General features: G+C 72.7%; 16 protein-coding genes. 12 read left to right on the forward strand and 4 right to left on the reverse strand.

Annotated elements, in window-relative coordinates; genetic code table 11:
* Positions 1 to 13 precede the first annotated feature (13 nt).
* The 9 genes from ACWDZ7_RS34220 (at position 14) to ACWDZ7_RS34260 (ending at position 19,193) form a co-directional block, all read left to right on the forward strand.
* On the forward strand, positions 14 to 11,254 hold the full coding sequence (locus tag ACWDZ7_RS34220) for an amino acid adenylation domain-containing protein (RefSeq protein WP_451802436.1): 11,241 nt from the start codon (positions 14 to 16) through the stop codon (positions 11,252 to 11,254).
* Positions 11,255 to 12,463: a cytochrome P450 gene (locus ACWDZ7_RS34225; protein WP_451802438.1), complete on the forward strand. Its 1,209-nt coding sequence runs from the start codon at positions 11,255 to 11,257 to the stop codon at positions 12,461 to 12,463.
* 43 nt (positions 12,464 to 12,506) lie between these two features.
* Positions 12,507 to 13,619 carry a cytochrome P450 gene (locus ACWDZ7_RS34230; RefSeq protein WP_451802440.1) on the forward strand — a complete coding sequence of 371 codons (1,113 nt, stop codon included), beginning with the start codon at positions 12,507 to 12,509 and terminating at the stop codon, positions 13,617 to 13,619.
* 12 nt (positions 13,620 to 13,631) lie between these two features.
* Positions 13,632 to 14,834 carry a cytochrome P450 gene (locus ACWDZ7_RS34235; protein ID WP_451802442.1) on the forward strand — a complete coding sequence of 401 codons (1,203 nt, stop codon included), beginning with the start codon at positions 13,632 to 13,634 and terminating at the stop codon, positions 14,832 to 14,834.
* A 25-nt stretch (positions 14,835 to 14,859) separates the two neighbouring features.
* The gene (locus tag ACWDZ7_RS34240) at positions 14,860 to 15,078 is read left to right on the forward strand and encodes a ferredoxin (RefSeq protein WP_451517745.1); all 219 of its coding nucleotides are present in this window, start codon (positions 14,860 to 14,862) and stop codon (positions 15,076 to 15,078) included.
* A 158-nt stretch (positions 15,079 to 15,236) separates the two neighbouring features.
* Positions 15,237 to 15,833 carry a hypothetical protein gene (locus tag ACWDZ7_RS34245; protein WP_451802444.1) on the forward strand — a complete coding sequence of 199 codons (597 nt, stop codon included), beginning with the start codon at positions 15,237 to 15,239 and terminating at the stop codon, positions 15,831 to 15,833.
* On the forward strand, positions 15,830 to 17,197 hold the full coding sequence (locus tag ACWDZ7_RS34250) for a peptidoglycan-binding protein (protein ID WP_451802445.1): 1,368 nt from the start codon (positions 15,830 to 15,832) through the stop codon (positions 17,195 to 17,197). The genes ACWDZ7_RS34245 and ACWDZ7_RS34250 overlap by 4 nt, the downstream gene beginning before the upstream one ends.
* Positions 17,198 to 17,220: 23 nt before the next feature.
* The gene (locus ACWDZ7_RS34255) at positions 17,221 to 17,946 is read left to right on the forward strand and encodes an ABC transporter ATP-binding protein (RefSeq protein ID WP_451802447.1); all 726 of its coding nucleotides are present in this window, start codon (positions 17,221 to 17,223) and stop codon (positions 17,944 to 17,946) included.
* A complete protein-coding gene (locus ACWDZ7_RS34260) occupies positions 17,943 to 19,193 on the forward strand; it encodes an ABC transporter permease (RefSeq protein WP_451802448.1) in 1,251 nt (416 codons plus the stop codon). The genes ACWDZ7_RS34255 and ACWDZ7_RS34260 overlap by 4 nt, the downstream gene beginning before the upstream one ends.
* 100 nt (positions 19,194 to 19,293) lie before the next feature.
* On the opposite strand, the gene ACWDZ7_RS34265 is transcribed toward ACWDZ7_RS34260, so the two are convergent.
* Positions 19,294 to 20,301: an LLM class flavin-dependent oxidoreductase gene (locus ACWDZ7_RS34265; protein ID WP_451802449.1), complete on the reverse strand. Its 1,008-nt coding sequence runs from the start codon at positions 20,299 to 20,301 to the stop codon at positions 19,294 to 19,296.
* 88 nt (positions 20,302 to 20,389) lie between these two features.
* Between ACWDZ7_RS34265 and ACWDZ7_RS34270 the strand changes: the two genes are divergently transcribed.
* On the forward strand, positions 20,390 to 20,878 hold the full coding sequence (locus tag ACWDZ7_RS34270; RefSeq protein WP_451802450.1) for a phosphatase domain-containing protein: 489 nt from the start codon (positions 20,390 to 20,392) through the stop codon (positions 20,876 to 20,878).
* A gap of 10 nt (positions 20,879 to 20,888) precedes the next feature.
* Here the strand turns inward: ACWDZ7_RS34270 and ACWDZ7_RS34275 are convergent, their stop codons facing one another.
* Complete coding sequence (locus ACWDZ7_RS34275; protein ID WP_451802451.1) at positions 20,889 to 22,169, reverse strand: MFS transporter; 1,281 nt, start codon at positions 22,167 to 22,169, stop codon at positions 20,889 to 20,891.
* Positions 22,166 to 23,404 (reverse strand): aminotransferase class V-fold PLP-dependent enzyme, encoded by a 1,239-nt coding sequence (locus tag ACWDZ7_RS34280; protein WP_451802453.1) that lies wholly within the window; start codon positions 23,402 to 23,404, stop codon positions 22,166 to 22,168. Before ACWDZ7_RS34280 ends, ACWDZ7_RS34275 begins: the two co-directional genes overlap by 4 nt.
* Here ACWDZ7_RS34280 and ACWDZ7_RS34285 point away from each other — a divergent pair.
* Positions 23,403 to 24,836: an aminotransferase-like domain-containing protein gene (locus tag ACWDZ7_RS34285; RefSeq protein ID WP_451802454.1), complete on the forward strand. Its 1,434-nt coding sequence runs from the start codon at positions 23,403 to 23,405 to the stop codon at positions 24,834 to 24,836. The genes ACWDZ7_RS34280 and ACWDZ7_RS34285 overlap by 2 nt on opposite strands.
* Before the next feature lie 47 nt (positions 24,837 to 24,883).
* Here the strand turns inward: ACWDZ7_RS34285 and ACWDZ7_RS34290 are convergent, their stop codons facing one another.
* A complete protein-coding gene (locus ACWDZ7_RS34290) occupies positions 24,884 to 25,105 on the reverse strand; it encodes a dodecin (RefSeq protein WP_451517735.1) in 222 nt (73 codons plus the stop codon).
* A gap of 288 nt (positions 25,106 to 25,393) precedes the next feature.
* On the opposite strand from ACWDZ7_RS34290, the gene ACWDZ7_RS34295 reads away from it, so the two are divergent.
* Positions 25,394 to 26,650, forward strand: a complete 1,257-nt coding sequence (locus ACWDZ7_RS34295; RefSeq protein WP_451802516.1) for an extracellular solute-binding protein — start codon at positions 25,394 to 25,396, stop codon at positions 26,648 to 26,650.
* Positions 26,651 to 26,686: the final 36 nt, after the last annotated feature.

A 26,686-nucleotide genomic window follows, 5' to 3' on the forward strand; every position in this document is an offset into this window, starting at 1 on the left:
AGGAGACAGACCGATGACCCGACCCCGATCCCTCGTCGAGGATGTGTGGCCCCTCTCGCCGTTGCAGGAGGGGATGCTCTTCCACGCCTCCTTCGACGACCGGGGTCCGGACGTCTACACCGTGCAGTCGGCGGTGGACGTCAACGGCCCCCTGGACCCGGATCGGCTGCGGGCTTCGTGGGAGGCCCTGCTGACCCGGCACGCCGCTCTGCGGGCCTGCTTCAGGCCGGTCACCGGAGCGCACATGGTGCAGGTCATCCCGCGCGAGGTCGTGCTGCCCTGGCAGGAGGCGGACGTCTCCGGCCTCACGGAGGCCGAGGCCCTTACGGAGATCGACCGGCTCTCGGCGCGGGAGCGGGCGGAGCGCTTCGACCTCGCGGTCCCGCCACTGCTGCGGCTCCTGCTGGTCAGGCTCGGCGAGAACCGGCACCGCCTTGTCATGACGCTCCATCACATCCTCCTGGACGGCTGGTCGATGCCCGTTCTGCTGGGTGAGCTGTCGGCGGCGTACGCGGCGGGCGGTGACACCTCCGCGCTCGAACGCGTGGCGCCGTACGGCGAGTACGTGGCCTGGCTGGGCCGCCAGGACAAGGAGGCGGCCTCGGCCGCGTGGCGGGCGGAGCTGGCCGGCGTCGACGGCTCGACGCTCGTGGCACCGGCCGACCCCGGCCGCACCCCTCTGCTGCCCGACCAGGTCCACCTGTCCGCTTCGAAGGAACTCACCGACTCCCTCGCCGAGTTGGCCCGCGGCAAGGGCCTGACGCTCAACACGGTCGTGCAGGGGGCCTGGGCGCTGGTCCTGGCGCGGCTCGCGGGGCGTACGGACGTGGTGTTCGGCGCGACCGTCGCGGGACGGCCCGCCGAACTGCCCGGGGTGGAGTCGATGGTCGGCCTGTTCATCAACACGCTGCCGGTGCGCGTGCGCCTCGACGGCGGGCAGTCGGTGGACCAGATGCTGACGCGGCTCCAGGAGCGCCAGTCCGCACTCATCGCCCACCAGCACGTGGGGCTCGCCGAAGTCCAGAAGCTCGCGGGGGCCGCGGCCGTCTTCGACACCCTCGTGCTGTACGAGAACTACCCGCTGCCGCCCGCCGGGCCCGCCCCCGGCCCCGACACCGTCTCCCTCAGCCCGGCGGGGGCGTCGCGCGATGCCTCCCACTACCCGCTGACGCTGGTCGCCGTCCCCGGCGGCGACCGGATGCGGTTCAAACTGGACTACCGGCCGGACCTGTTCGACCACGCCACCGCGGAGACGATCGTCCAGCGGTTCCTCCGGGTCCTGGAGCGCGTCGCGGCCGACCCGTCGGCGCGGATCGGCGACATCGACGTCCTGGACCGGGATGAGCGGTCGCGGGTGGTGGAGCGGTGGAACGCCACCGGCCACGCGGCGTCGACGGACTCCGTCGTGGCGGCGTTCGAGGAGTGGGCGCTCGGCTCTCCCGACACGGTGGCGGTGCGGTGCGGCGCCGACGCGGTGTCGTACGGCGAGCTGGACGCGCGCGCCAACCGCCTGGCCCGGCACCTGGCCGGTCTCGGCGTCGGCCGCGAACGCAGGGTCGGCCTGTGCCTGCCGCGCGGCATCGACATGGTCGTGGCGGAGCTTGCGGTGTGGAAGGCGGGCGGAGCCTTCGTCCCGCTCGACCCTCAGTACCCGGCGGACCGGCTCGGCCACGTGATCGCGGACAGCGGCGCGGACGTGGTGCTCGGCACCGGCGAGTCGCTGGCCGCAGTGCCGGTCGGGACGGCACGCGCCGTGCGCGTCGACGAACCGGAGACCGCGCGGGCCATCGCGGACCGGTCCGCCGAGCCGCTGGGCGTGACCGTCCTGGCGGACCAACTCGCGTACGTCATCCACACATCCGGATCGACCGGCCGCCCCAAGGGCGTGGCCGTCGCGCACCACGGCGTGGCCAACCTCGCGGAGGCGATGCGCCCGGCGCTCGGCCTCCACGAGGGCGCCGTCATGCTGCAGTTCGCGTCGTTCAGCTTCGACGGGTCCGTCCTCGACGTGGCGGTCACCCTGGCGGCCGGCGGCACCCTGGCCGTCGCGTCGGCCGAGGAGCGCACCGAGCCCGCCGCGCTGACCGGGATGATCCGCGAGGCGGGCGTCGACGCGGCCAGCGTCGTGCCGTCCGTGCTGCGCGTCCTGGACCCGGCCGACGTGCCCGGCGTACGGAACTGGGTGCTCGGCGGCGAGCTGCTCACCGCCGACCTGGCCGCACGCTGGAGCTCACGGGCACACGTGTGGAACACGTACGGACCCACCGAGGCGACCGTGATGGCCACGGTCGGACCGGTGGACTCCGGCATCGGGGCGCAGGACGAGCCGCCGCCGATCGGGCGTCCGCTCGCCAACATGCGGACGTACGTGCTCGACGGCTTCCTGCGTCCGGTGCCGCCCGGGATCACAGGCGAGCTGTATGTCGCCGGGCCCGGTGTGGCACGGGGCTACACCGGGCGGCCCGACCTGACGGCGGAGCGGTTCGTGGCCTGCCCGTTCGGCGACGGCGGACGGATGTACCGGACCGGGGACCTGGCCCGGTGGACGGACGACGGCCGTCTTGTGTTCGCCGGGCGCGCCGACGACCAGGTGAAACTGCGCGGATTCCGCGTGGAGCCGGGTGAGGTCGAGGCGGTGCTCGCCGGGCACGCGTCGGTGGCCCAGGTGGCGGTGGTCGCGCGCGAGGACCGCCCCGGCGACAAGCGCCTGGTCGCCTACGCCATTCCCACCCAGGAAGCGGCGGACGGCGCGGACGGCGACGGCGGCATCGACGCCGAAGCGCTGCGCGCGTACGCGGCCGCCCGGCTCCCCGAGTACATGGTCCCGGCCACCGTGGTCGCACTCGACGCCCTGCCGCTCACCGTGAACGGCAAGCTCGACCGGACCGCCCTGCCCGCGCCCGAGCTGGCCGTCGCGGGCGGCCGGGACGCCGGGACGCCCGTCGAGGCGCTCCTGTGCGAGGTGTTCGCCGAGGCGCTCGGCGTCGACCGGGTCGGCGCCGACGACTCGTTCTTCGCCCTCGGCGGCGACTCGATCCTGTCGATGATGCTGGTGTCCGGAGCCCGGCGCGCCGGCCTGAGGATCACCGCTCGGCAGGTCTTCGAGCAGCGCACCCCGGCGGCCCTGGCGCTGGTGGCCGTTCCGACGGACGGCGCGGCCGTCGCCGTCGGCGACTCCGGGGTCGGAGACGTGCCGCTGACACCGGTGATGCACGAACTGGTCGAACGCGTCGGCCCCGACATGGTGGGCCGCGTCGTCCAGTCCGCCGTGGTGGCGGCCCCGGCAGGGCTGCGGTCCGACACCCTGGCCGACGCCGTGCAGGCGGTCGTGGACCACCACGACGTACTGCGCGCACGGTTCGAGACGGAACCGGAACGGCGGCTTTTGATCGCCGCACCCGGCGCGCTGCCCGCCGGAACGCTCGTACGCCGCTTCGACGCGACCGCGGTGGCCTCCGAAGACCTGCCGCGGACGGTCGCCGAGCAGACGCGGGCGGCGGTGGCGCGGCTCGATCCGCGGTCCGGCGTCATGCTGCAGGTGGTCTGGCTCGACCTCGGCCCGGACACCGAGGGACGGCTGCTGCTGGTCGTCGACCACCTCGTGATGGACGCGGTGTCGTGGCGGGTCCTGCTGCCCGACCTGGAGCAGGCGTGCGCGGCACTCGCCGCCGCCCGCAAACCCGAACTGGAGCCGGTCCCCACGTCGTTCCGGCACTGGGCGCGCGCTCTGGCCGAGCAGGCGGGCAGCGCGGCACGGGTGGCGGAGCTGCCCGAGTGGACACAGCTGCTCCAGGGGCCCGACCCCCAGCTGACCGCGGTGCCGGCCGACCCGGCGCGCGACGTGGCCGCCACGGTCCGGCGGGTCTCGGTGACCGTGCCCGCCGAGGTGACGTCGGCCCTGCTGACCGGCGTCCCCGCGGCGTTCCACGCGGGCATCGACGACGTACTCCTGACCGGCCTGGCCGCGGCGGTCGCCCAGTGGCGCGACGCCGACGGCGACGAACCGATCGGCGGCTTCCTGGTCGACGTGGAGGGCCACGGCCGGGTCCCGCTCTCCGACGGCATGGACCTGTCGCGCACCGTCGGCTGGTTCACCGGCACCCACCCGGTGCGGCTCGACACGGGCACGGCCGACCTCGACGAGATCCGGAACGGCGGCCCGGCCGCAGGCGGAGTCGTCAAGCGCGTCAAGGAACAACTGCGCGCGGTGCCGGGCGACGGACTCGGCTACGGCCTGCTGCGCCACCTCAACCCCGAGACCGCCCAGGAGCTCGCGGCCCTGCCCGCCGCCCGCATCGGCTTCACCTACCTGGGCCGCGTCCCCGGCGCCCCGGCGGACGACGACCGGGCGACGGCGGGGGAGCGGGCGGACGGACAACTCCCGGTCACCCACCCCCTGGAGGTGGTCGGCGTCGTCCACGACCTCGCTGAGGGACCGCGGCTCACGCTGAGCCTGGCCTGCCCGGAACACCTCCTGGCTCAGACGGCGGCGCGCGCCCTGGTCGAGAGCTGGGCGGCGATGCTGACCGGCCTGGCCACCCACGCCGCCGACCCCGCCGCGGGCGGCCACACCCCCTCCGACTTCCCGCTGGTCACGCTCGCTCAGTCACAGGTCGACAAGCTGGAGGAGGCGGCGCCGGGCCTGGCGGACATCTGGCCGCTCTCGCCGCTCCAGGAAGGCCTGCTCTTCCACTCGATGTTCGCGGACGAGGGTCCGGACGTGTACGTGGAGCAGATGATCGTAGGCCTTGAAGGGCCGCTGGACACCGAAGTCCTCAGGGCCTCCTGGCAGTCGGTCCTCGACCGGCACGCGAGCCTGCGGGTGGGCTTCCGGCAGGTGGCGGGGTCCGGCCAGGCCGTCCAGATCGTCATGCCGCGGGTCGTCCTGCCGTGGCGCGAGGAGGACCTGTCGGAACTCGACGCGGACGCGGCCAAGGAGGAGTCGGACCGGATCGGGGCGGAGGAACGGGACAAGGGCTTCGAGCTGGAGAAGCCGCCGCTGCTGAAGGTGCTGCTCGTCAAGACGGGCCACGAGCGGTACCGGATGATGGTGACACTCCATCACATCATTCTTGACGGCTGGTCGTTGCCGGTGCTGCGGCGCGAGCTGTGGGCCTGCTACGAAGCCGGGAGCACCGCCGACGGCCTGCCTCCGGTGACCCCCTACTCCGAGTTCCTGTCCTGGCTGGGGCGCCAGGACAAGGAGGCGGCGCAGGAAGCGTGGGGGACGGAGCTGTCCGGCGCGGAGGAGCCGACGCTGGTCGTGCCCGTGACCCCGGGCGCGACGGTCGAGGCGGCCGGCGCGTCGGGCGAGGTCTTCGCGGTCGCGGGCGAGGCGCTGGACGCCGCGCTCGGCGAGCTGACCCGCGCCCACGACGTGACGCTGAACACGGTGGTCCAGGCCGCGTGGGCGCTGGTCATCGGCCAGCTGGCGGGGCGCAAGGACGTGGTGTTCGGCGCGTCCGTCGCGGGCCGGCCCGCCGAACTGCCGGGCATGGAGAACATGCTGGGCCTGTTCATCAACACCGTGCCCGTACGCGTGCGCTGCGAACCGGCGCGGACCGTCGCCGAGGTCCTCGCCGAGACGCAGGCCAGGCAGTCGGCTCTGATGGACCATCAGTATCTGAGTCTGGGGGACGTCCAGCGGATCGCCGGGCCGGGGGCGACCTTCGACTCCCTCATGGCGTTCGAGAGCTTCCCCACCGGGATGGACGCGCCGACGGAGTCGGGCGAGGGTTCCCGGGAGGCGGCACCGGCCGGACTGAGCTTCACCGAGGCCGTGATGCGCGAGTCGATCAACTACCCGCTCGGGCTCGTGGTGGACCCGCTCGGCGGGCTGCGGATGCGGCTCACCTACCGGTCGGACGCCTTCGAGGAGCCGGCCGCCCGCGCCCTGCTCGACCGCCTGGTGCGGGCCCTGCGGCAGATGGCCGCGGACCCCGGGCTTCCCGTCGGCCGGATCGAGCTGTCGGACGACGCCGAGCGGTCTCTGGTGACCGAGCGGTGGAACGCGTCGGCGGTGGCGGTACCGGACGCGCTGGTGCCGGACCTGGTCCGGGTGCGGGCGGAGCGTTCACCGGGGGCGGTGGCGGTGCGGTGCGGCGACGACGCGCTGTCGTACGGGGAGTTGGAAGCCCGCGCGAACCGGCTGGCGCGCCATCTGGCCCGGCTCGGTGTGCGTCGTGAGTCACTGGTGGGCCTGTGCCTGCCGCGCGGGATCGACATGATCGTCGGCGAGCTGGCGGTCTGGAAGGCGGGCGGCGCCTTCGTACCGCTCGACCCGGAGTATCCGGCGGACCGTCTGGACTATGTGCTCGACGACAGCGGCGCGCAGATCGTGCTGGGCTCCGGCGACACCCTGGACGGCCTGTCGCCGGGAGCGGCGCGGGCGGTCCTGCTCGACCAGGTGGAGACCGATCAGGCGCTCGCGGCGGAGTCCGCCGAACCGCTCGGCACTGTCCTGACACCACACCAGCTCGCCTACGTCATCTACACATCAGGCTCGACGGGCCGCCCCAAGGGCGTGGCCGTGGCGCACGGCGGCGTGGCGAACCTGGCCGAGGTGATGCGGCCCGCACTGGGCGTCGCCGAGGGCGTGGCCGTCCTGCAGTTCGCGTCGTTCAGCTTCGACGCGGCGGTCCTCGACGTGGCGGTCACCCTGGCGGGCGGCGGCACGCTGGTCATCGCCTCGGGGCAGGAGCGGGCCGAGCCGGGAGCGCTGGCCGAGATGATCCAGGACTCGGGTGTCAGCACGGCGAGCGTGGTGCCGTCGCTGCTGAACCTGCTGGATCCCGACGCGGTCACCGGCGTGGACAACTGGGTCCTCGGCGCCGAGCTGCTGACCGCCGACCTGGCGAGCCGCTGGACCCCCCAGGCACGGGTGTGGAACACCTACGGCCCCACCGAGGCGACCGTGATGGCCACCGCCGGGCCCGTGGACGAGGAGATCAGGTCGAACGACGGGCCCCCGCCGATCGGCCGCCCGCTGGGCAACATCGGGACGTACGTCCTCGACGGCTTCCTCCACCCGGTGCCGCCGGGCGTCGCCGGCGAGGTGTACATCGCGGGGCCGGGTGTGGCGCGCGGCTACGTCGGGCGCCGCGACCTGACGGCGGAGCGGTTCGTGGCCTGCCCGTTCGGTGACGCCGCACGGATGTACCGGACCGGGGACCTGGCCCGCTGGACGACCGACGGACAGCTGCTGTTCGTGGGGCGCGCGGACGAGCAGGTCAAGATCCGCGGATTCCGTGTCGAGCTGGGCGAGATCGAGGCCGTGCTCGCCTCCCATCCGGAGGTCCGCCAGGCCGTGGTGGTGCTCCGCGAGGACCGGCCCGGCGACAAGCGCCTCGTCGGCTACGTCGTTCCCACCACCCCGGACGCCAAGGACAAGGACGCCAAGGACACGAACGTCGACATGGACGTCGAGGCGGTCCGCGAGTACCTGACCCGCTCCCTGCCGGAGTACATGGTCCCCGCCTCGGTGGTGGTTCTGGAGAAGCTGCCGCTCACACGCAACGGCAAGGTGAACCGCAGGGCGCTGCCCGTCCCGGACTTCGCGGGTCGGGTCTCGGGACGGGAACCGGAGAACGAGACCCAGGCGACCCTCTGCGCGCTGTTCGCCGAGATCCTGGACCTCGAACGCGTAGGCATCGACGACAACTTCTTCGACCTGGGCGGCGACTCGGGCCTCGCGATGCGGCTCGCCGCGCGGATCCGCGAGGAGTTCGGCATCGAGCTGAGCATGCGGCGCTTCTTCGGCTCCTCCACCCCACTCGGCGTCGCCAGGCTGCTGACGTCGAAGGAGCTGCCGGAGCTGCGGCCGGTCGACCACCCCGACGAGATCCCCGCGACGGCGAGCCAGACACGCACCTGGCGCCTGGAGCGGGAGAACCCCGGCTCGCCGGTCCGGCGGGCCCCGATCGCGCTGCGCCTGCGCGGCACACTGGACCGCGCGGCACTTCAGGCGGCCCTCGGCGACGTCGCCGCACGGCACGACCTGCTCCGTACGACCTTCACCTGCTCCGAGGACGGCGAGCTGCACCAGCACGTCCTGGACGTCGACGCGGCCCGGCCCGCGCTGCCGGTGACGCCGGCGACCGAGGAGGAGCTGCCGGGTCTCCTCGCCGACCACGCCGGGTACGAGTTCGACCTCACCCGGGAGACGCCGTGGACGAGCCGCCTGTTCGCGCTCTCCGACACCGAGCACGTCCTGCTGATGGTGGTGCACCGCATCGCGACGGACGACGCGTCACTGATCGTCCTGGTCCGTGACCTGGCGGCGGCCTACGGAGCACGACGGGAGGGACGGACCCCCGAACGCGCTCCGCTGCCCCTGCAGTTCGCGGACTACGCGCTCTGGGAACGCGAGATGCTCCAGGACGAGCAGGACCCGGACAGCCTGATCGGCGAGCAGTTCTCCTACTGGAAGAAGGCCCTGGCGGACGCGGGAGCGGAGCTGGAACTGCCGGCCGACAGGCCGCGGCCACCGGTCGCCTCGCACCGCACCGACTCCGTGCCGCTGGCCATCGACACCGACACGCACGCCCGGCTGATGGAGGCCGCCGAAGCCGACGGAGCGACGCTCTTCGCGGTCGTACAGGCCGCGCTCACGCTGCTCCTGTCAACGCTCGGCGCCGGCCCCGACGTCACCCTCGGCACCGTGCTGCCGCACCGCGACGAGGAAGGGGACCTGGACGGCCTGGTGGGCCCCTTCGCCGGCCCGATGATCCTGCGTACGGACGTCTCCGGCGACCCCACCTTCCGCGAGCTCCTCGTGCGGGCACGGGACACCTTCCAGCGGGCGGTGCAGAATCCGGACGTACCGTTCGCACGCCTCGTGGACGTCCTGTCGCCGCCGCCCTCCGCGACGCGGCACCCCCTGTTCCAGGTCCTGCTCGATCTCCACAGTGACGCCGCCCAGGTGTGGGAGTCGCCGGAGCTGCCGGGCCTGAGCACCACCCGCCTGCCGGTGGGTGAACCGGCCGGCGAACTCGACCTGGTGGTCGGCCTCACCGAGCGGCACGGGTCCGGGGGCAGCCTGAACGGCGTAGACGGCACCATCCGCTACGCGGCCGAGCTGTTCGACCGGTCCACCGTCACCGCGCTCGCGCGGCGGCTCGGCCGCGTCCTGGAGCAGGTCGCGGCCGACCCGGGGCTGCACCTCAGTGAGGTGGACGTCTTCCTCGACCCGGCCGAGCGCCACCAGGTGCTTGAGGCCGCGGACGACACGGCGGCGGAGGTGTCGGACGGCACCGTCGTCGCACTCCTCGCCGAGCAGGCCGCACTGCGCCCCGACGCGCCGGCGGTGGTGGACCGGAACGGTCCGCTCACGCACGGCGCGCTGGACGCCGCGGCCGGGCGGCTCGCCCGCCGGCTCACCGAGCAGGGGGTCGGCGCGGAGGACGTGGTCCTCGTGGCGCTGCCGCCCACGGCCGGACTCGTCGTCGCGCTGCTCGGTGTGCTCAGGGCCGGTGCCGCCTGCCTCTTCGCCGACCCGAACCGGCCCATGGAGGACATCGCCTCCGGCCTGCGCCGGGCCACCCCGGCCGCGCTGGTCTGCGACCCGGCCATGGCCCCGCTGCTCGCCGACGGCATCACGGTGCCGATGGTGCCGCTCGACGACACGAAGACCGTCGTGGTCAACAGCGGGCGGCTGCCGCTGCCCGGACAGGCGGCGCTCGTGCTGAACACCACGGCACCCGACGGCACCGTCGGTTCCGTCGCGGGAGCGGTCGTCGAGCACCGCACGCTGCTCGGTCAGGTGGCGCACCGGACGCGCGTCTCACCGGCCGGGCACGGGATGACCGTGCTCGACGTACGCGCCCCCCTCTCCGCCCTCCTGACACCGCTGCTCTCCACCCTGTGCCAGGGCGGCAGCGTCCGGCTCGGCGTGAGCGGGGACATGACGACGGCAGCGGCGACGGACGGCACACCGCTGCTCGTCACCGCCCGCGAGCTGCTGCCGACGGTCCCCGAACCGGCGGCCGGCCTACCGCCGTTCGCCGGCGTCATGGTCGTGGACGACACCGGAGCGACCACCGTGACCGAGACCCGGGACTGGCTGGGCCGCCACCCGATGGCCGCGCTGACCAGCGTCCACGGCACGGCCGAGACCGCCGGCGCCTGGCTCGACCACAGGACCGCGCCCGGCGAACCTCTCCCCGCCCAGGCGCCCGCGGGCAGCCCGGTGCCCCACACCCGGGCCTTCGTCCTGGACGACTTCCTGCGCCCGGTCCCGCCGGGCGGCACCGGCGACCTGTACGTCGCGGGATCCTCCCTGGCGCGCGGGTACGCGGACGGTCCGGGCCCGACCGGTGAACGGTTCGTCGCCTGTCCCTTCGGCGCCGACGGAGAGCGCATGCTCCGCACCGGCGAGCGGGCGAGGCGCACGGCCACGGGCCTGCTCGCCCTGCGCGGCAAGAGGGACGACGGGAAGCAAGGCGCCCGTACGGTCCGCCGCGCCGGCGGGGACCACGGCGACCTGGAGATCCTGCTGCCGCTGCGTCCGACGGGCAGCCGCCCCCCGCTGTTCTGCCTCCACACCGGTACGGGACTGAGCTGGGCCTACGCGGCGCTCCTGCGGCACCTGCCCCAGGACCTGCCCGTCCACGGCGTACAGGCGCGCGGTCTCGCGGGACCGGAGCCCATGCCGCGGAGCATGGAGGAGATGGCGGCCGACTACGCCGAGCAGATCAGGTCCGTGCAGCCCACCGGCCCCTACCACCTCCTCGGATGGTCCCTGGGCGGATTGATCGCACATGCGGTCGCCACCCACCTCGAAGAGGAGGGCGCGGAGGTACGGCTGCTCGCGGTGGTCGACGGCTATCCCGAGGGAACCGGCGGAGCCGACTACCGCGACGTGTCACCCGGGGCCGCCCAGGACGGCGAGTTCACGCCGAAGCCGGGAGACCGGCGGATGCCGATGAGCCAGGACGTCGGCGAGGGCATGGACGAAGGCGTCCGGTCGAACATGCGCGACGTGATCGACAACATGGGCCGCTTCACCCCGCACCACACGCCACGCCGCTTCCGAGGCGACCTGCTGCTCTTCATCGCGGCCGAGGACCGGTCCGCGGAACGGCCCGCGTCGGCCGCCCGCGAGAGCTGGGAGCCCTTCGTCGAGGGGGACGTCGAGTCGCACGAGATCGCCGCGAGCCACTTCACGATGCTCCAGCCCGTGCCGTCGTCGCACATCGGGGACATCGTCTCGGCGAAACTCCGGGCCGACGACACCGACGGCGAAAGGAACCTCTGAATGTCCAAGCCACTGAACACCGCCGCGCACATACGCCGGAACGGCATCGAACCCCCGCCCGAACTGGCGGACATCAGCGCGCGGACGCCGATCGTGCAGGTGGAGGCCGAAGGACTGCTGTTCTCGGGCCGGCACTGGCTCGCCACCGGCTACGACGAGGTGCGGGCGATCCTCGGCGACAACAGGTTCAAGATGCTGCCGCCCGCGCAGGCCAAGCTCGGCGGCGGGGGCCAGGTCGAGGTCGGCAATCTCCTCCAGTACGACCCGCCCGACCACACCCGGCTGCGGAAGATGCTGACGCCCGAGTTCACGCTCCGGCGGATACGCCGCCTCGAACCCTTCGTGGCGGAGATCGCGTCGGACTGCCTGGACGCCCTGGAGAGCGCCGGGCAGCCCGGCGACCTGATGCGCACCTTCGCGGTGCCCATCCCCGGCCTGGTCGGCTGCGCCCTGCTCGGCGTGCCCCGCGACGACGCGGCCGATCTGGCGCGCAACTTCAACTCCAGCCGCGCCGTCGCCAACTTCGGCAACCGCATCGACGACCGCGAGCGGGAGCGGCAGCGGTCGGCGGGCAACGCGTTCGTGACGTACATGAGGAGGCTCGTCCGGCAGAAGCGCCGCGCTCCCGGAGACGACCTGCTCAGCATGCTGATCCGTGACCACGGCGCGGACATCACCGACGAGGAACTGACGGGCACCGCCGCGACCCTCATGGGCTCCGGCATCGAGAACGTCGGCGGCATGCTGGGGCTCGCCCCTCTCGCCCTGTTCCAGTACCCCGACCAGCTCGCCCTCCTCCTGGACCGGCCGGAGCTGATCGACCGGGCGGTGGACGAACTGATCCGCTACCTCTCGTCCGTACCGAACTCCATCCCTCGCTATGCCAGCGAGAACCTCCGCGTCGGCGGGCAGCTGATCAGGACGGGCGAGCTCGTGATGTGCTCCCTGCTCGCGGTCAACCGCTCCCAGCTGCCCGGGGTGCCGAGGGACACCCTCGACATCACCCGCGAGAACAGCGGCCACATGGCCTTCGGGCACGGCATCCACCACTGCCTGGGCGCTTCGCTGGCCAGGATGGAGCTGCGGATCGGGCTTCCGGCCCTGCTGCACAGGTTCCCCGAACTCCGGCTCGCCGTGCCGCCGGAGGAGGTCCGCTACCGGACCTGGACGCCCAACTACGGGGTGGAAGAGCTGCCGGTGGCCTGGTGAACACAGGCCCCTACAGGACTCGTACGAGAAGGGAAAGCCGTCCATGCCCAAGCCGTTGAAGGACCCCGATCAAGCGCCGCTCGTCAGGACCGTCGTGCCGGGGACCTCGGACCGTGCCTGGATCGCCAACGGCTACGACGAGGTGCGGGCGATCCTCAGTGACGACAGGTTCAGCACCATGCCGCCCGCGAAGACCCCCGAGGCCTCCCGGCGGCTGATCCAGCCCGGCAATCTCCTCCAGTACGACCCGCCCGAGCACACCCGGCTGCGCAGGATGCTGACGGGGGAGTTCACACTCCGGCGGGTCCGCGCTCTCGAACCCCTCGTCGAGGGCGTCGTGAAGGACCGCCTGGACGCCATGGAAGGCGCCGGGCAGCCGGTCGACCTCGTGGCCCACTTCGTCTGGCCGACCACCAGCCTGATCGGCTGCGGCCTGCTCGGCATCCCGCGCGACGACCAGGCGGAGCTGGTCCGCCACCTCGACACCAACCGCCTCGACAACCCCGACCGGGAACAGCGGGACATGGCTGGGACCGCGTACCTGGCCTACCTGGACAAGCTCATGCGGCACAGGCGCCGCAACCCCGGTGACGACCTGCTCGGCAGGCTGATCCGCGACCACGGGGCGAGCCTCACCGACGCGGAGCTGACCGGCACCGCCGCGACCCTCCTGGCCTCCCTCGTCCCGATCACCGGCGGCACCCTGGGCCTCGGCCTCGTCGGGCTCCTGGAGAACCCGGACCAGCTCGCCCTGCTCATCGAACGCCCCGAACTGATCGACCACGCGGTGGAGGAAGTGATCCGCAGCGTGTCGATCATCCCGCACGCCTCGCCCCGCACCGCCACGCAGGACGTGACCGTCGGGGACCATGTGATCAGGTCCGGTGAGTTCGTGGCGTGTTCCCTGCTGGAGGCCAACGGGACCCGGCTGCCCGGAGAGCCGCAGGACACCCTCGACATCACCCGCGACAACAGCCACCACATGGCCTTCGGACACGGCCTCCACTACTGCATGGGCGCGTCACTGGCCCGCATGGAGCTGCGGATCGCCATCTCGGAGCTGCTGCGCCGCTTCCCCAAGGTGCGGCTCGCGGTGGAGCGCGACGAGCTCCGCTTCACGGCCAGGACCGTGGAGACGCTCCCGGTGACCTGGTAGGGGAGGAGTCACATGCCGCACGAGCCAGCACCCGTCCCCCTGCACACCCGCCGCACCCGCTTCGATCCGGCCGACGAACTGCGCCGGCTGTCGGCCGACGGCCCCGTCACCAGGGTCAGCCTGGCACCCGGCACCGGGGACCGGCCCCTGTGGCTGGTCACCGGCTACGACGAGGTGCGCCAGGTCCTCGGCGACCAGGTCCGGTTCTCCACCAGCCGCTTCGGCCCCCGGACACCGGGACGGGCCGCGGCCCAGCGGCCCGACGACGGCATCGGGCTGCTCATGGACTACGACCCGCCCGAGCACACCCGGCTGCGGAAGATGCTGACACCCGAGTTCACCGTCCGGCGGATGCGCAGACTCCAGCCCCGGATCGAGGCCATCGTCACGGAACGCCTCGACGCCGTGGAACGCGCCGGGCAACCCGCCGACCTCGTCGAGCTGTTCGCGTCCGCCGTCCCGGGCCCTGTGCTGTGCGAGCTGATCGGAGTGCCGCGCGACGACCGCGACGACTTCCTGCGCCGCTGCCACGCCCACCTGGAGACCGGAAAGGCGCGAGGGGAGCGGGCGGCCGCCGGGACGGCGTTCACCCGCTACCTCGCCGCGCTCGTGGCCCGCCAGCGCAAGGACCCCGACGAGGGTTTCCTCGGCATGCTGGTGCGCGACCACGGCGACGAGTTCACCGACAAGGAACTCCGGGGAATCTGCGTGCTTTTGATGCTCGCCGGCCTCGACAACATCTCCGGAATGCTGGGTCTGGGCGCGCTGGCGCTCCTGGAGAACCCCGGCCAGCTCGCTCTGCTCCGCGACGACCCCGCGGCCCTCGACCGGGGCATCGAGGAACTGCTGCGCTATCTGTCCGTGCCGCACGCCCCCACGCCCCGCACCGCGCTGGAGGACATGACGCTCGGCGGCAAGCGGATCAGAGCCGGCGAGACCCTCGTCTGCTCGATCCCGCTGGCCAACCGCGACCCGGCGCTCATCGACGGGCCCGACCGGCTCGACGTCACCCGTGATCCCGTGCCGCACGTCGCGTTCGGACACGGTATCCACCACTGCCTCGGCGCGGCGCTGGCCCGCATGGAACTGCGCATCGGCTACGGGGAGTTGCTGCGCCGCTTCCCCGGTCTGCGCCTCGCGACGCCTGCCGAGGACGTGTCGTTCAGGGTCCGGTCGACCGCCTATGGGGTGGAACGATTGCCGGTCACCTGGTGAACCGGAGAGAGGAGGGAGAGACGGGATGGAGAGGGAAATACGGGTGGACCGCGACCGCTGTGCCGGTTCCGGTCTGTGCATGAGCTACCTGCCCGATGTCTTCGACCAGTCGGACGACGACGGCAAGGTGCTGCTCAGGACACCGCTGCCCGGCGCCGACGCGGCGGGGGCCGTGCGGGGCGTGGTCGCGAGGTGCCCGACCGGCGCGATCACCCTGCACGCGCGGGACGCGCAGGACGCGTAGGACACCGGGGACCACACCCCGGAGCAGTGACGGCCACGCGCCATCGGCACGTGGCCGTCCGGCATGCCCGCCCGCGAAACCGCCGGTGGTGAGCGCACTGTGCGTACGCCCGTCTCTGTGCCCGCCGTGTGACCGCCCGCCGCGTAGAAGTTTGGTCCATGTTCCTCACACACAAGCGAGCGACCGCGCACAGTCGAGTCGCATCCAAGCGAATCATCGCCCCCGCCCTCCTCGCCGCCTCCGTTTTCGTCACGGGCGCCACCCTGACGGGCTGCTCCGGGGACTCCTCCGCCGCGTCGTCGGAGAAGGAGCCGTCACCTACGAGCGCCTTCGACCGGGCGCTCGCCTACTCCGAGTGCATGCGGGGCAACGGAGTCCCCGACTTCCCGGACCCGCAGCAGGACAGCGGGGGCGTCAAGCTGACACCGGACGGCGGCGCCGACCCGAACTCCGACGCGTTCAAGAAGGCGCAGGAGGCCTGCAAGGACAAGGCACCGCAGGGCGTCGGCGGAGGCGGTGGAGGCGGCGGGGACACCATCGACTCCGCCAAGGTCGCGGCCTGGGCGAAGTGCCTGCGCAAGAACGGCGTACCGAAGTTCCCCGACCCCGAGATCAACGGTTCCAGCATGAACATCGACCTTGTCGCCGCCGGCGTCGACCCGCAGAGCTCCGAGTTCACCGAAGCCATGCAGACCTGCCAGAGCAAGTACCCGGGCGGGGGCGTCATGTTCGGGCCCGCCGGGGGTGGCCAGTGACTCCGGACGAGACCGACGAGCTGGCCGCGCCGGGCCGGTCCTCCGGGGCGTTGGAGCGCCACACCTCCGGCCAGGTGTCGACCAAGACGGCCAAGGACCTCGACACGGCCGTCGAGGAAGAGCCCGCCAAGGAACTGGACACGGCCGTCCAGGAGGACCCGGCCAAGGACGCGGAGGCACAGGGCGCCGCCCGCAGGCGCCGCCCGCTGCGCACCTCACTGATCGTGCTCGCCGCGACAGCCGTCGCCGCGGCCGCGGGCATCGCCGCCACCGGGACCCTCGGCGGCGACGGCGAGGGCTCCGCGAGCGCCGCCCCCGCCGGGCCGCCCGCCACCGCGAAGGTGGAGCGGACCACGCTGACCGACTCCGAGACCGTGGACGGCAACCTCGGCTACGGCGACGCACAGACCGTGCAGGCTCCCGCCACCTCGGCCGACACCGACACCGGAACCGACCGCTCCGGACAGGGCGGTGGCTCGGGCGGGGACGGGGGCGACGGCATCCTCACCTGGCTCCCCGAAGAGGGCAAGGTCATCAAACGCGGCGACACCGTCTACCGCGTCGACCAGCAGAAGGTCCCGCTCCTGTACGGCTCCTTCCCGCTCTACCGGACCCTGGAGCCGGGCACCGAGGGCGCCGACGTCGAGATGCTGGAGAAGAACCTCCGCGCCCTCGACTACACCGGCTTCACCGTCGACGACACGTACGACTCCGCCACGGCCGAGGCCGTGCGCAACTGGCAGGACGACCTCAACCGCGAGGAGACCGGCACGGTCCGGCCCGGCGACGCCCTCGTGGCCCCGGACGCCCGGCGCGTCGCGAAGACCAACGCCACCCCCGGCGCCGCGCTGAGCGGGAACCTGCTCTCCTGGACCGGCACCCAGCGCACCGTCGGCGTCGACCTCGACGTGCAGTTCGAGGACCTGGTCGACAACGGCACCAAGGCCACGGTCAGGCTCCCGGACGACAGCACGGTCCAGGCCGAGGTGACGGACATCGGCACACCCTCGACCTCCACCGGCGAGGACTCCGAGAGCGGATCGGGCGAGTCCGACTCCGGCGGGTCGGGCGGCAACGAAGACCCCACCCTGCCCGTCGAGCTGACGGTGAAGGACCAGAAGGGGCTCGGCCGGTACCAGGCCGCCGCCGTCGAGGTCACCCTGAAGGACGAGACCCGCAAGGACGTACTCGTGGTCCCCGTCAACGCCCTGGTGGCGCGGCAGGGAGGCGGCTACGCCCTGGAGGTCGTCACGGCGGACGGCACCGAGTACCGCCCGGTCGAGCTCGGCATGTTCGCCGACAGCAAGGTCGAGGTGTCCGGGTCCGGCATCAAGGAAGGCACCGTCGTGGGGGTCCCCAAGTGACCGCACCACAACCGGAGTCGCCCATGGCCACCCGCCCTGTGGTCGAACTGGCCGGGGTCTCCAAGACGTACGGGGACGTCGCCGCGCTGCGCGGCGCCGACCTGGTCATCGGGCGCGGTGAGCTCCTCGCCATCGTCGGCCCCTCGGGGTCGGGCAAGTCCACCATGCTCAACATCATGGGCACCCTGGACCGCCCCTCGGCGGGCATGGTGCACATCGACGGGCACGACGTGGCCGAGCTGAGCGACCGGGAGCTGTCCGCGCTGCGGGCCGGCACCATCGGCTTCGTCTTCCAGCAGTTCCATCTCTCCTCCGGCGTACCGGCGCTGGACAGCGTGGCGGACGGGCTGCTGTACAGCGGCAGGCCGCGCGGCGTACGGCGCCGCCTCGCCGAGCGGGCGCTGCGCCGGGTCGGCCTCGGCCACCGCCTCTACCACCAGCCGCACCAGCTCTCCGGCGGCGAGAAGCAGCGCGTGGCGATCGCGCGGGCCGTGCTCGGCGACCCGCCGCTGCTCCTTGCCGACGAGCCCACCGGGGCGCTCGACTCGCGCTCCGGCGCGGTCGTCATCGAGCTGCTGCACGAGCTGCACGAGGCCGGGACGACGGTGGTCGTCATCACGCACGACCGGGACATCGCCTCGACCCTGCCCCGCGAGGTGCGGGTCAAGGACGGCCGCATCGAGCACGACTCGGGCGGCACCGGCGGCGGGCCGTCCACTTCCCTCGTGCCCCAGGAGGCCGTGCGATGAGCGCGACGAACACGATCGGGGAGCTGGAGCGGCCGGTGAGCCCCGAGCCGCCACGGCGGCCCAGGCCGGCCCGGATGAGCCCGGCGGACGTGCTGCGGGTCGGCGGCTCAGGACTGCGCTCACGCCCGATGCGGGTCTTCCTCTCGGCGCTCGGCATCGCCATCGGCATCGCCGCCATGGTCGGCGTGGTCGGCATCTCCACCTCGTCCACCGAGGACCTCGACCGTCGCCTCCAGGCGCTCGGGACCAACCTCCTGACCGTCACGCCCGGTCAGTCCTTCGCGGGCGACGCGGCCCATCTGCCCGCCGAGTCGGTCGAGATGATCGGCAACATGAAGGACGTGGAGTCGGTCTCCGCCATCGGCAAGACCAGTGCGAAGGTCTACCGCAACGACCACACGCCCAAGCAGGAGACCGGCGGCCTCTCCGTCGCCGCCGCCCGGACCGACCTGCCGAAGTCCGTCGGCGCGGAGATCGTCGACGGCCGCTGGCTGAACGCCGCCAACAGCCGCTACCCCGCCACCGTCCTCGGCCCGAAGGCCGCCGAGCAGCTCGGTGTGCACCGGGCGGGGCCGGACGTGAAGGTATGGCTCGACGGGCGCTGGTACACCGTCGTCGGCCTGCTCGCCGCCAACGAACTGGTGCCCTCGCTGGACTCCTCGGTCCTGGTCGGCTGGGAGAACGCGAAGGAGCAACTGGACTTCGACGGCTACCCGACCAGCATCTACACTCGCGCCGAGGAATCCGCCGTGGGCGACGTCCAGAGCGTCCTGGGCGCCACCGCCAACCCGGAGACCCCCAGCGAGACCACCGTCTCCCGGCCCTCCGACGCGCTGGCCGCCAAGGAAGCCACCGACGACGCCCTGAGCGGACTGCTGCTCGGCCTCGGCGGCGTGGCCCTCCTGGTGGGCGGTGTCGGGGTGGCCAACACCATGGTCATCTCCGTACTCGAACGCCGCTCCGAGATCGGCCTGCGCCGCTCACAGGGCGCGACCCGCGGCCAGATCCGCACCCAGTTCCTGGCCGAGGCCCTGCTGCTGTCCGCCCTCGGCGGCCTCGGCGGAGTCCTCCTCGGCATAGCTGTCACCGGCGGATACGCCTCCTACCAGGGCTGGCCGTCGGTCGTCCCGGTCTGGGCGATGGCGGGCGGGGTGGGCGCCACGCTGGTCATCGGCGGCCTCGCCGGGTTCTATCCGGCCGTACGAGCCGCCCGGCTGCCCCCGACCGAGGCACTGGCCACCACCTGAGACCGCGGTGCTTCCGCTGGAACCGTCCCCCGTGCCACGGGGGCACCGCGCCCGTCCGTGTCACCCCGGGCCGATCCCGGCCGGCGGCGCGGACGGGACCTCAGGCCGACGCCAGCCCGGCGACCTCGGCCAGGCCCCGGAAGGAGTCCAGGAGGCCCTCACGGTCGTACGTACTGGTCGTCACCAGCACCTCCCGCGCGCCGCTCTCCTTGATCACGCGCTCCAGCTCGTCGGCGACCTGCTCGCGCGTGCCGTACACATGGCCGCGCAGCCCCGACTCGTAGAAACCGCGCTCCTTCTCCGTCATCGTCAGCGACTCCACGCGCTCGGCCGGCGCAAGCGGCGGGAACGTCCCGTGCGTACGGGAGTACGCCATCGACCAGGCCTCCGGTATCAGCAGTCGGCGCGCCGCCTCCTCGCTCCCGGCGACGGCGACCGTGCCCGCGATCACGACATACGGCTGCGCCAGCCACGGGGAGGGACGGAACGAGGCGCGGTACGCGTCGATGCCGCGCAGCATCTTCTCGCGGCCCCTGATGTCCCCGATGACCAGCGGGAGACCCGCGTCGGCGGCGATCGCCGCGCCTTCGCCGACGGCGAGGACGTACGGCGGGACGGTGAGCCCCTCCGCCGGGCGGGCGCGCACACCGGTCCCGGACGTGCCGCGGAACCAGCCGAGCAGCTCGGTCAGTTGCGCGGCGAAGTCCTCCGCGTCGTGCTTGTCGCGGCCCAGCGCCTTGCGCACGCCGTCGGTGAACCCGACGGAACGGCCGAGACCCATGTCGATCCGCCCCGGGAAGAGCGACTCCAGGACCCCGAACTGCTCCGCCACGACCAGCGACTGGTGGTTCGGCAGCATCACGCCGCCCGTGCCGACCCGGATGGTGCGGGTGGCCGCCGCGACCGCCGCGGCCAGGACCGTGGGCGCCGAGCCCGCGACGCCCGGCACGCCGTGGTGCTCGGAGACCCAGAAGCGGTGGTAGCCGAGCGCCTCCAGCTCCTGGGCCAGGCGCACGGTGTCGCGCAGGGCCTCGGGACCGTCGTGCCCCTCACGGGTGCGCGAACGGTCGAGGACGGAGAACCGGGTTGCCGCGATCACTGAGCTCACATCAGCTTCAACGTCCGGCAGCCGCCATGATTCCCGTCGCCCCCCCTCGATTCCCGTCGATTCCTGTCGCCCTGACTACGCTGATGACGTGAGCGACGACAACAGACCTCTGGCCGTGTTCGACCTGGACAACACCCTCGCGGACACCGCCCACCGGCAGCGGTACCTGGAGCGCGGGCCCCGCGACTGGAACGCCTTCTTCGCCGCGGCGCCCCAGGACCCGCCGCTGGCGCGCGGCGTCACACTGGCCCTGGAGAGCGCGCGGGAGTGTGAGGTCGTCTACCTCACCGGCCGCCCCGAGCGCTGCCGCGCGGACACCGTGGCCTGGCTGGAGTGCCACGGCCTGCCGGCCGGGCGCGTCTGGATGCGCCGTGACAACGACCGGCGCCCCGCCCGCCGCACAAAGCTGGAGATCCTGCGGAACATGGCCCGAGACCGCGAGGTCCGCGTGCTCGTGGACGACGACGAACTGGTCTGCGACGAGGCGAGGCGCGCGGGATTCAGGGTCGTACGGGCCGACTGGGCGGACACGTCCGAGGCCCTGAAGGACGCCCAGGAACGAGAGGGCCGCACCTGACAGCTCGACTTCATCCGTCCGGTACCGACGGCAGGCCACGGAGTCGGCTCACCGGGGACAGGAACAGCGCGATCACCACGGCGGCGGAACCGGTCGCCGCCACGGTCAGCGCGCCATGGGCGCCGATCCGGCCGGACAGCAGGCCCGCGAACAGGCCGCCGAGTGCGCCGCCGCCGAACAGCAGGGTGCGGAAGACCGCCGTCATCCGGCCCATCATCGACCGCGGGGTACTGGACTGGCGCAGGCTGACGATGATGACGCCGGCGACGCCGAGTCCGAGGTAGGTGGTGAAGAAGGACAGGACGAACATCCCCACCATCACCGGACGTGGGCCGGCGGCCAGGACGATCAGCGTCGGGCCGATGAGAAGGGCCGACTGGGCGACGAGGTAGACAAGACCGAGCCGGAAGCGCCGGATGACCCTGCGGGAGATCGCCGCGCCGATGAGGCCGCCCACGGAGGCGGTGGCGAAGATGCCGCCGAGGGCCGTCGAGTCCAGATGCAGGTCATGCGTCCCGTACAGCAGGAACATGGTCCACACGGTCACCATGGAGAAGTTGCAGCAGAAGCCGATCAGGGCCAGCGACCGCAGGACCGGGTTCTTCAGCACCCAGCGCAGGCCGTCCCGCAGCTCGGTCGGCCAGTGCCGTCGTACGGGCGGCGCCTCGGGACGGGGCTCGGCCGTGCGGATGAGCAGCAGCGAGATCAGGGACACCAGATAGGAGAAGGCGTCGAGGATCAGTGCCACGGGCGCGGTCAGGGCGCCGACCAGGACACCGGCGAGTCCGGGCCCCGCCACATCGGCCGCCGATGAGCTGACCCCCATCTTGGCGCCGGCTTCGACATAGTGCTTCGGGTCGCGTACGAGAGTGGGTACGTACGACATCCAGCTCACGTCGAACAGCACCGAGGCGACGCCGACCGCGCAGGCGATCACCAGCAGCGAGACCATGCTGAGCGCGTCCGTCCAGTACAGGACGGGCACGAGCGCCAGCAGGAGCATCCGGACGAGGTTGGCGCCGAGCATGATGCGCCGCCGCCGGGCCCGGTCCACCCACACCCCGAAGACCAGGGCGAGACCGAGATACGGGACGAGTTGCAGGAACCGCAGGACACCGACCTGCTCGTCGGTGGCGTCGAAGGCGATGATCGCGGTCAGCGGCAGGGCGAGGTTCGTGACCTGGGTGCCGAGGAGCGAGAGCGTCTCGCCGAGCCAGAACTTGAGGAAGTCGCCGTTGCGCCAGAGGCTTTCCGGGTGCGCCTCTGGGGTGTGCGTCGCGGTGGCCGTCATCGCCGTCCCCGGCCGACGAGCTCCGCGACCGCGTCGGCGACGTGGTCCACCTCTTCCTCGGTGTTGTAGTAGTGCGGCGACAGGCGCAGGCACCAGTCGACGTTCTTGTCCCCGAAGTCGAACTGGGCGAACTCACGGAAGCTGAGCGCCGAGTTGATGCCGCGGGCGTCCATGGCCGCCTTGAACGGCTGCGGCTGCCGGTCCGCCACGGCGAAGGTGACGAGCGCGGCGAGGAGCGGGCCGCGGTCCAGCACCCGCACCCCGGGGATCGGTGCGAGCCGCTCGCGCAGCCGGGCCGCGAGCGCCGGGGTGCGCCGCTCTATGGCCTCGATACCGACCTCGCGGGCATAGCGCGTGGCGGCGGCGCTGCCGAGGACCGTGGCGTAGGGGACCTCCCACTCCTCGAACCGGGCCGCCGTCCGCACGGGTTCGTAGCGGCCCGGCTCGGTCCAGCGGGCGCCGTGCATGTCGATGAACAGCGGTTCGTACCCCGCGCGCAGGACGCGGTCGGACACGTACAGGAATCCGGAACCGCGCGGACCACGCAGGAACTTGCGGCAGGTGGCGGTGAGGAGGTCGCAGCCGATCTCCTCCACGTCGATGACGAACTGGCCCACCGACTGGCAGGCGTCGACCAGGTAGAGCAGCTCCGACTCGCGGCAGTGGCGGCCGATTTCGGCGACGGGCGAGACGAGGCCCGAGTTGGTGGGGACATGGGTGGCGGACACCAGGCGGGGGCGGTGGGTCCGCATCAGCGCGGCCATCGCCTCCACGTCGACCCCGCCGTCGGGGGTGTTGGGCGCGTGGATGACACGTATGCCGAACCGCTTGCGCAGGGAGAGGAAGGCGATCTGGTTGGAGACGAAGTCGTCGCGGGTGGTGAGGATGGTGTCGTCGGGCTCGAACGGGATCGAGGACAGGGCGTTGGCGTAGGCGTGGGTGGCGCTGCCCGCGAAGGCGATGTTGTCGGGCGTGGTGTTGATGAGGGCGGCGATCTCCGTGTAGAACTCGCGGACTTCGGCGGCTCGGGCGGCCGACGCCTCGTAACCACCGATCCGCGCCTCGAGGTTCAGATGGCCGACCATCGCGTCGGTCACGGGCGTGGGCGGCAGTCCGCAGCCCGCGTTGTTGAAGTGGATGACCTGGCGGCACCCCGGAGTGTCGGACCGCAGTGCGGCGACGTCGAGCTGAAGTGCTTCCCGACCCGAATCAGTAGCGCTATTGTGATCTCTCATGAATGACAGTAGCACTTCTGATGAGTTGGCCGACAGTCTCCGTCTGCTGGTCTCCCGGCTGTCGCCGGGCGACCGGCTGCCGAGCAGCCGGGAGCTGATCAAGGAGTACCGGGTCGGCCCCGCGACGGTGGCGCGGGCCATCGCCGCACTGGCCGCCGAGGGCGCGGTGGTGACCCGTCCGGGCAGCGGGACGTTCGCGGCGCCGCGCGACCGGCTCGGGGGCGAAGCCGCCAGCGGCGGCACGGATACCGGCTGGCAGACGGTCGCTCTCACCGACCGCACCGTCGACACCCACCTGATCGCCGACCCGCTCGGCCCGCCACCGGCCGGGACGATCACCATGGACGGCGGCTATGTGCACCGCTCGCTCCAGCCCACCCGGGTCCTTGGCGCGGCGCTGGCGCGGGCGGCACGCCGTCCGGACGCCTGGGACAGGGCCCCCTCCGGCGGTCTGATGGCGCTGCGCACCGTGCTCGCCCGGATCGTCGGCGGCAGCGTGGCACCCGGGGACGTGCTGGTCACCGCCGGCGGGCAGAGCGCTCTGTCGATCGCGTTCCGGGGCATCGCCGGGCCCGGCAGCCCGGTCCTGGTGGAGTCCCCCACCTATCCCCGGGCCCTGGCCGCGGCCCGCGCCGCGGGCCTGCGGCCTGTTCCGGTACCGCTCGACGCCGGCGGCCTGCGGCCCGACATGCTGGCCGACGCGTTCGCGATGACCGGCGCGCGGCTGCTGTACTGCCAGCCGACGTTCCAGAACCCGACCGGCACCGTGCTGGCGCCCGAACGGCGCCGCCAGATCCTCGATGTGGCGCGCGCCTCGGGCGCGTTCGTGCTGGAGGACGACTTCGCGCGGCACCTGGGACACGGCGGCGCCGTGCCGCGCCCGCTGGTCGCCGACGACCGCGACGGCACGGTCGTCCACGTCACCTCACTCACCAAGCCCGCCGCGCCGAGCCTGCGGATCGGGGCGCTGGTGGCCCGCGGGCCGGTCATGGAGCGCATGCGGGCGGTGCGCCTGGTCGACGACTTCTTCGTCACCCGCCCGCTCCAGGAAGCCGCGCTTGAGGTGCTCAGCTCCCCGTCCTGGGACCGGCACGTCCGCTCTCTCGGTACGGCGCTGCGGGAGCGGTGCGCGGTGCTGGCCGCCGCGCTCACCCGGGAGATGCCCGGCGCGACCCTGACCGGGCTGCCGGCGGGCGGGTTGCACCTGTGGGTTCGCCTGCCGTCGGGCGTGGACGACACCGTCCTCACCGGCGCCGCCCGGCAGCGCGGCGTCACCGTCAGCGCCGGCGGCCACTACTTCGCCGCCGAGCCGCCGGCGGCTCACCTGCGGATCGGGTTCGCCGCGGCCGCCGACCACGCCGAACTGAAGGAGGGCGCACGTCGGCTGGGAGCCGCGTTCACGGACCTCGGCCTCGGTCCGCAGGAGGGGTGAGCGGGGGCCCGGTTCGGGGTGAGCGGGGGCCCGGTTCCGCGGAGCGCCTACGCCTCGTCGCCGTCCTCAAGGCGGAACCCGACCTTCAGCCCCACCTGGTAATGCTGGATCTGCCCGTCCTCGATGTGCCCCCGCACCTGCGTGACCTCGAACCAGTCCAGGGAACGAAGCGTCTGCGAGGCCCGCGCGATGCCGTTGCGGATCGCCTGGTCGACGCCCTCGTGCGAGGTGCCGACGATCTCGGTGACGCGGTACGTGTGGTCCGACATGAGGGGGTTCCTCCCGGCCGTGGGTGACGTCATGGAGTGCGTCACTCCACCGTGCACCAGCGCGCGCCCGCGCGCGAGATGGCGTATCCAACGGGTGCCTGTCGGCGTGTCCGTCAGCGTGTCCGTCGGCGTGTCCGCCGGCTCAGCCCCTTGACCAGTCCATTGGTACGGACCAAAATCCAGCCAGTACCCGTTCGAGCCACCCGCTCACCCCCCCCCCGCGTCGGGCTGACCTTCCCTGTCCGCAGGCAGAAAGTGACCCACGTGAAGCCGCACCGCCGCGCCGTCATGCCCATGGCGCTCGCCCTCTCCTCCGCCGTCCTGCTCGCCGGGTGCGGCCTGCTGCCCGGGGGAGACGAGCGCGGGACCGTCACCGTCTGGCTGATGCGGGGCAGCGCCTCACCGGAGTTCGTCGAGCGCTTCACCGAGGAGTTCGAGAAGGAGCACGACGCCATCGACCTGGACATCCGGGTCCAGGAGTGGACGGGCATCGGCGCCAAGGTCAAGAAGGCGCTCAAGGAGAAGGACGGCGACGGACCCGACGTCATCGAGGTCGGCAACACCCAGGTCGCCCAGTACGTCGACGAGGGCGGCCTGTACGACCTCACCCTGGAGTCCGCGCGCGACCTCGGCATGGACGACTGGCTGCCGGGCCTCGCCGAGCCGGGCCGCTACAACGGCGCCCAGTACGGCATCCCGTGGTACGCCGCCAACCGCGTCGTCATCTACAACAAGGACCTCTTCGCGAAGGCGGGCATCAAGCGGCCGCCCCGCACCCGCGAGGAGTGGACGGCGGACACCGAGAAGCTCAACACCGGCGGGAACCAGGGCATCTACCTCGCGGGCCAGGACTGGTACACGCTCGCCGGATTCATCTGGGACGAGGGCGGCGACCTCGCCAAGGAGACCAAGGAGTCCTCCGGCGACTGGCGCGGCAGCCTCCATTCGGCGGCCGCGCTGCGCGGCATGGCGTTCTACCAGCGCCTCCAGGCCCTCGGGCAGGGCCCGCGCGACGCCGACGAGGAACATCCGGCGCAGGCCGGCGTCTTCGCGGGCGGCGACGTCGCCCAGATCGTCGCGGTGCCCGGCGCGGCGCGGGCCATCGAGGAGAAGAACCCCGACCTGAAGGGCAAGCTCGGCTACTTCCCGATCCCCGGCAGGACGGCGGGCAAGCCCGGCGCCGTCTTCACCGGCGGCTCCGACCTCGTCGTGCCCGAGCACAGCGACGACCACAAGGGCGCCGTCGAGGTGATCGAGGCCCTGGCGGGCAAGAAGTGGCAGACCGATCTGGCCAGGACCATGAACTACGTACCCAACAAGGCGAAGCTGGCCCCCGCCGTCGCGGGCGAGGAGGGCGCCGCGGCGATGGCCGTCGGCGCGGCCAACGGCCGGGCGACCCCGAACTCCCCGCGCTGGGCGGCCGTCGAGGCCGACAACCCCATCAAGGGCTATATGACCGCGGTCCTGACGGGCGGTGACCCGGCGACCGAGGCCCGCAAGGCCTCCCGCGAGATCACCAGGGCGCTGAGCATCGGCGGACTGTGACGCACGGCCCGGCGCCGCACACGTCCGTACGGCGCC

The organism is Streptomyces sp. NPDC003032, assembly GCF_053591415.1.

What these genes read in the sequence shown, in the direction of transcription:
- ACWDZ7_RS34220 (WP_451802436.1), top strand. Translation starts at nt 14, where the DNA reads ATGACCCGACCCCGATCCCTCGTCGAGGATGTGTGGCCCCTCTCGCCG.
- ACWDZ7_RS34225 (WP_451802438.1), top strand. Translation starts at nt 11,255, where the DNA reads ATGTCCAAGCCACTGAACACCGCCGCGCACATACGCCGGAACGGCATC.
- ACWDZ7_RS34230 (WP_451802440.1), top strand. Translation starts at nt 12,507, where the DNA reads ATGCCCAAGCCGTTGAAGGACCCCGATCAAGCGCCGCTCGTCAGGACC.
- ACWDZ7_RS34235 (WP_451802442.1), top strand. Translation starts at nt 13,632, where the DNA reads ATGCCGCACGAGCCAGCACCCGTCCCCCTGCACACCCGCCGCACCCGC.
- ACWDZ7_RS34240 (WP_451517745.1), top strand. Translation starts at nt 14,860, where the DNA reads ATGGAGAGGGAAATACGGGTGGACCGCGACCGCTGTGCCGGTTCCGGT.
- ACWDZ7_RS34245 (WP_451802444.1), top strand. Translation starts at nt 15,237, where the DNA reads ATGTTCCTCACACACAAGCGAGCGACCGCGCACAGTCGAGTCGCATCC.
- ACWDZ7_RS34255 (WP_451802447.1), top strand. Translation starts at nt 17,221, where the DNA reads ATGGCCACCCGCCCTGTGGTCGAACTGGCCGGGGTCTCCAAGACGTAC.
- ACWDZ7_RS34260 (WP_451802448.1), top strand. Translation starts at nt 17,943, where the DNA reads ATGAGCGCGACGAACACGATCGGGGAGCTGGAGCGGCCGGTGAGCCCC.
- ACWDZ7_RS34275 (WP_451802451.1), bottom strand. Translation starts at nt 22,169, where the DNA reads ATGACGGCCACCGCGACGCACACCCCAGAGGCGCACCCGGAAAGCCTC.
- ACWDZ7_RS34285 (WP_451802454.1), top strand. Translation starts at nt 23,403, where the DNA reads ATGAATGACAGTAGCACTTCTGATGAGTTGGCCGACAGTCTCCGTCTG.
- ACWDZ7_RS34280 (WP_451802453.1), bottom strand. Translation starts at nt 23,404, where the DNA reads ATGAGAGATCACAATAGCGCTACTGATTCGGGTCGGGAAGCACTTCAG.
- ACWDZ7_RS34290 (WP_451517735.1), bottom strand. Translation starts at nt 25,105, where the DNA reads ATGTCGGACCACACGTACCGCGTCACCGAGATCGTCGGCACCTCGCAC.
- ACWDZ7_RS34295 (WP_451802516.1), top strand. Translation starts at nt 25,394, where the DNA reads ATGCCCATGGCGCTCGCCCTCTCCTCCGCCGTCCTGCTCGCCGGGTGC.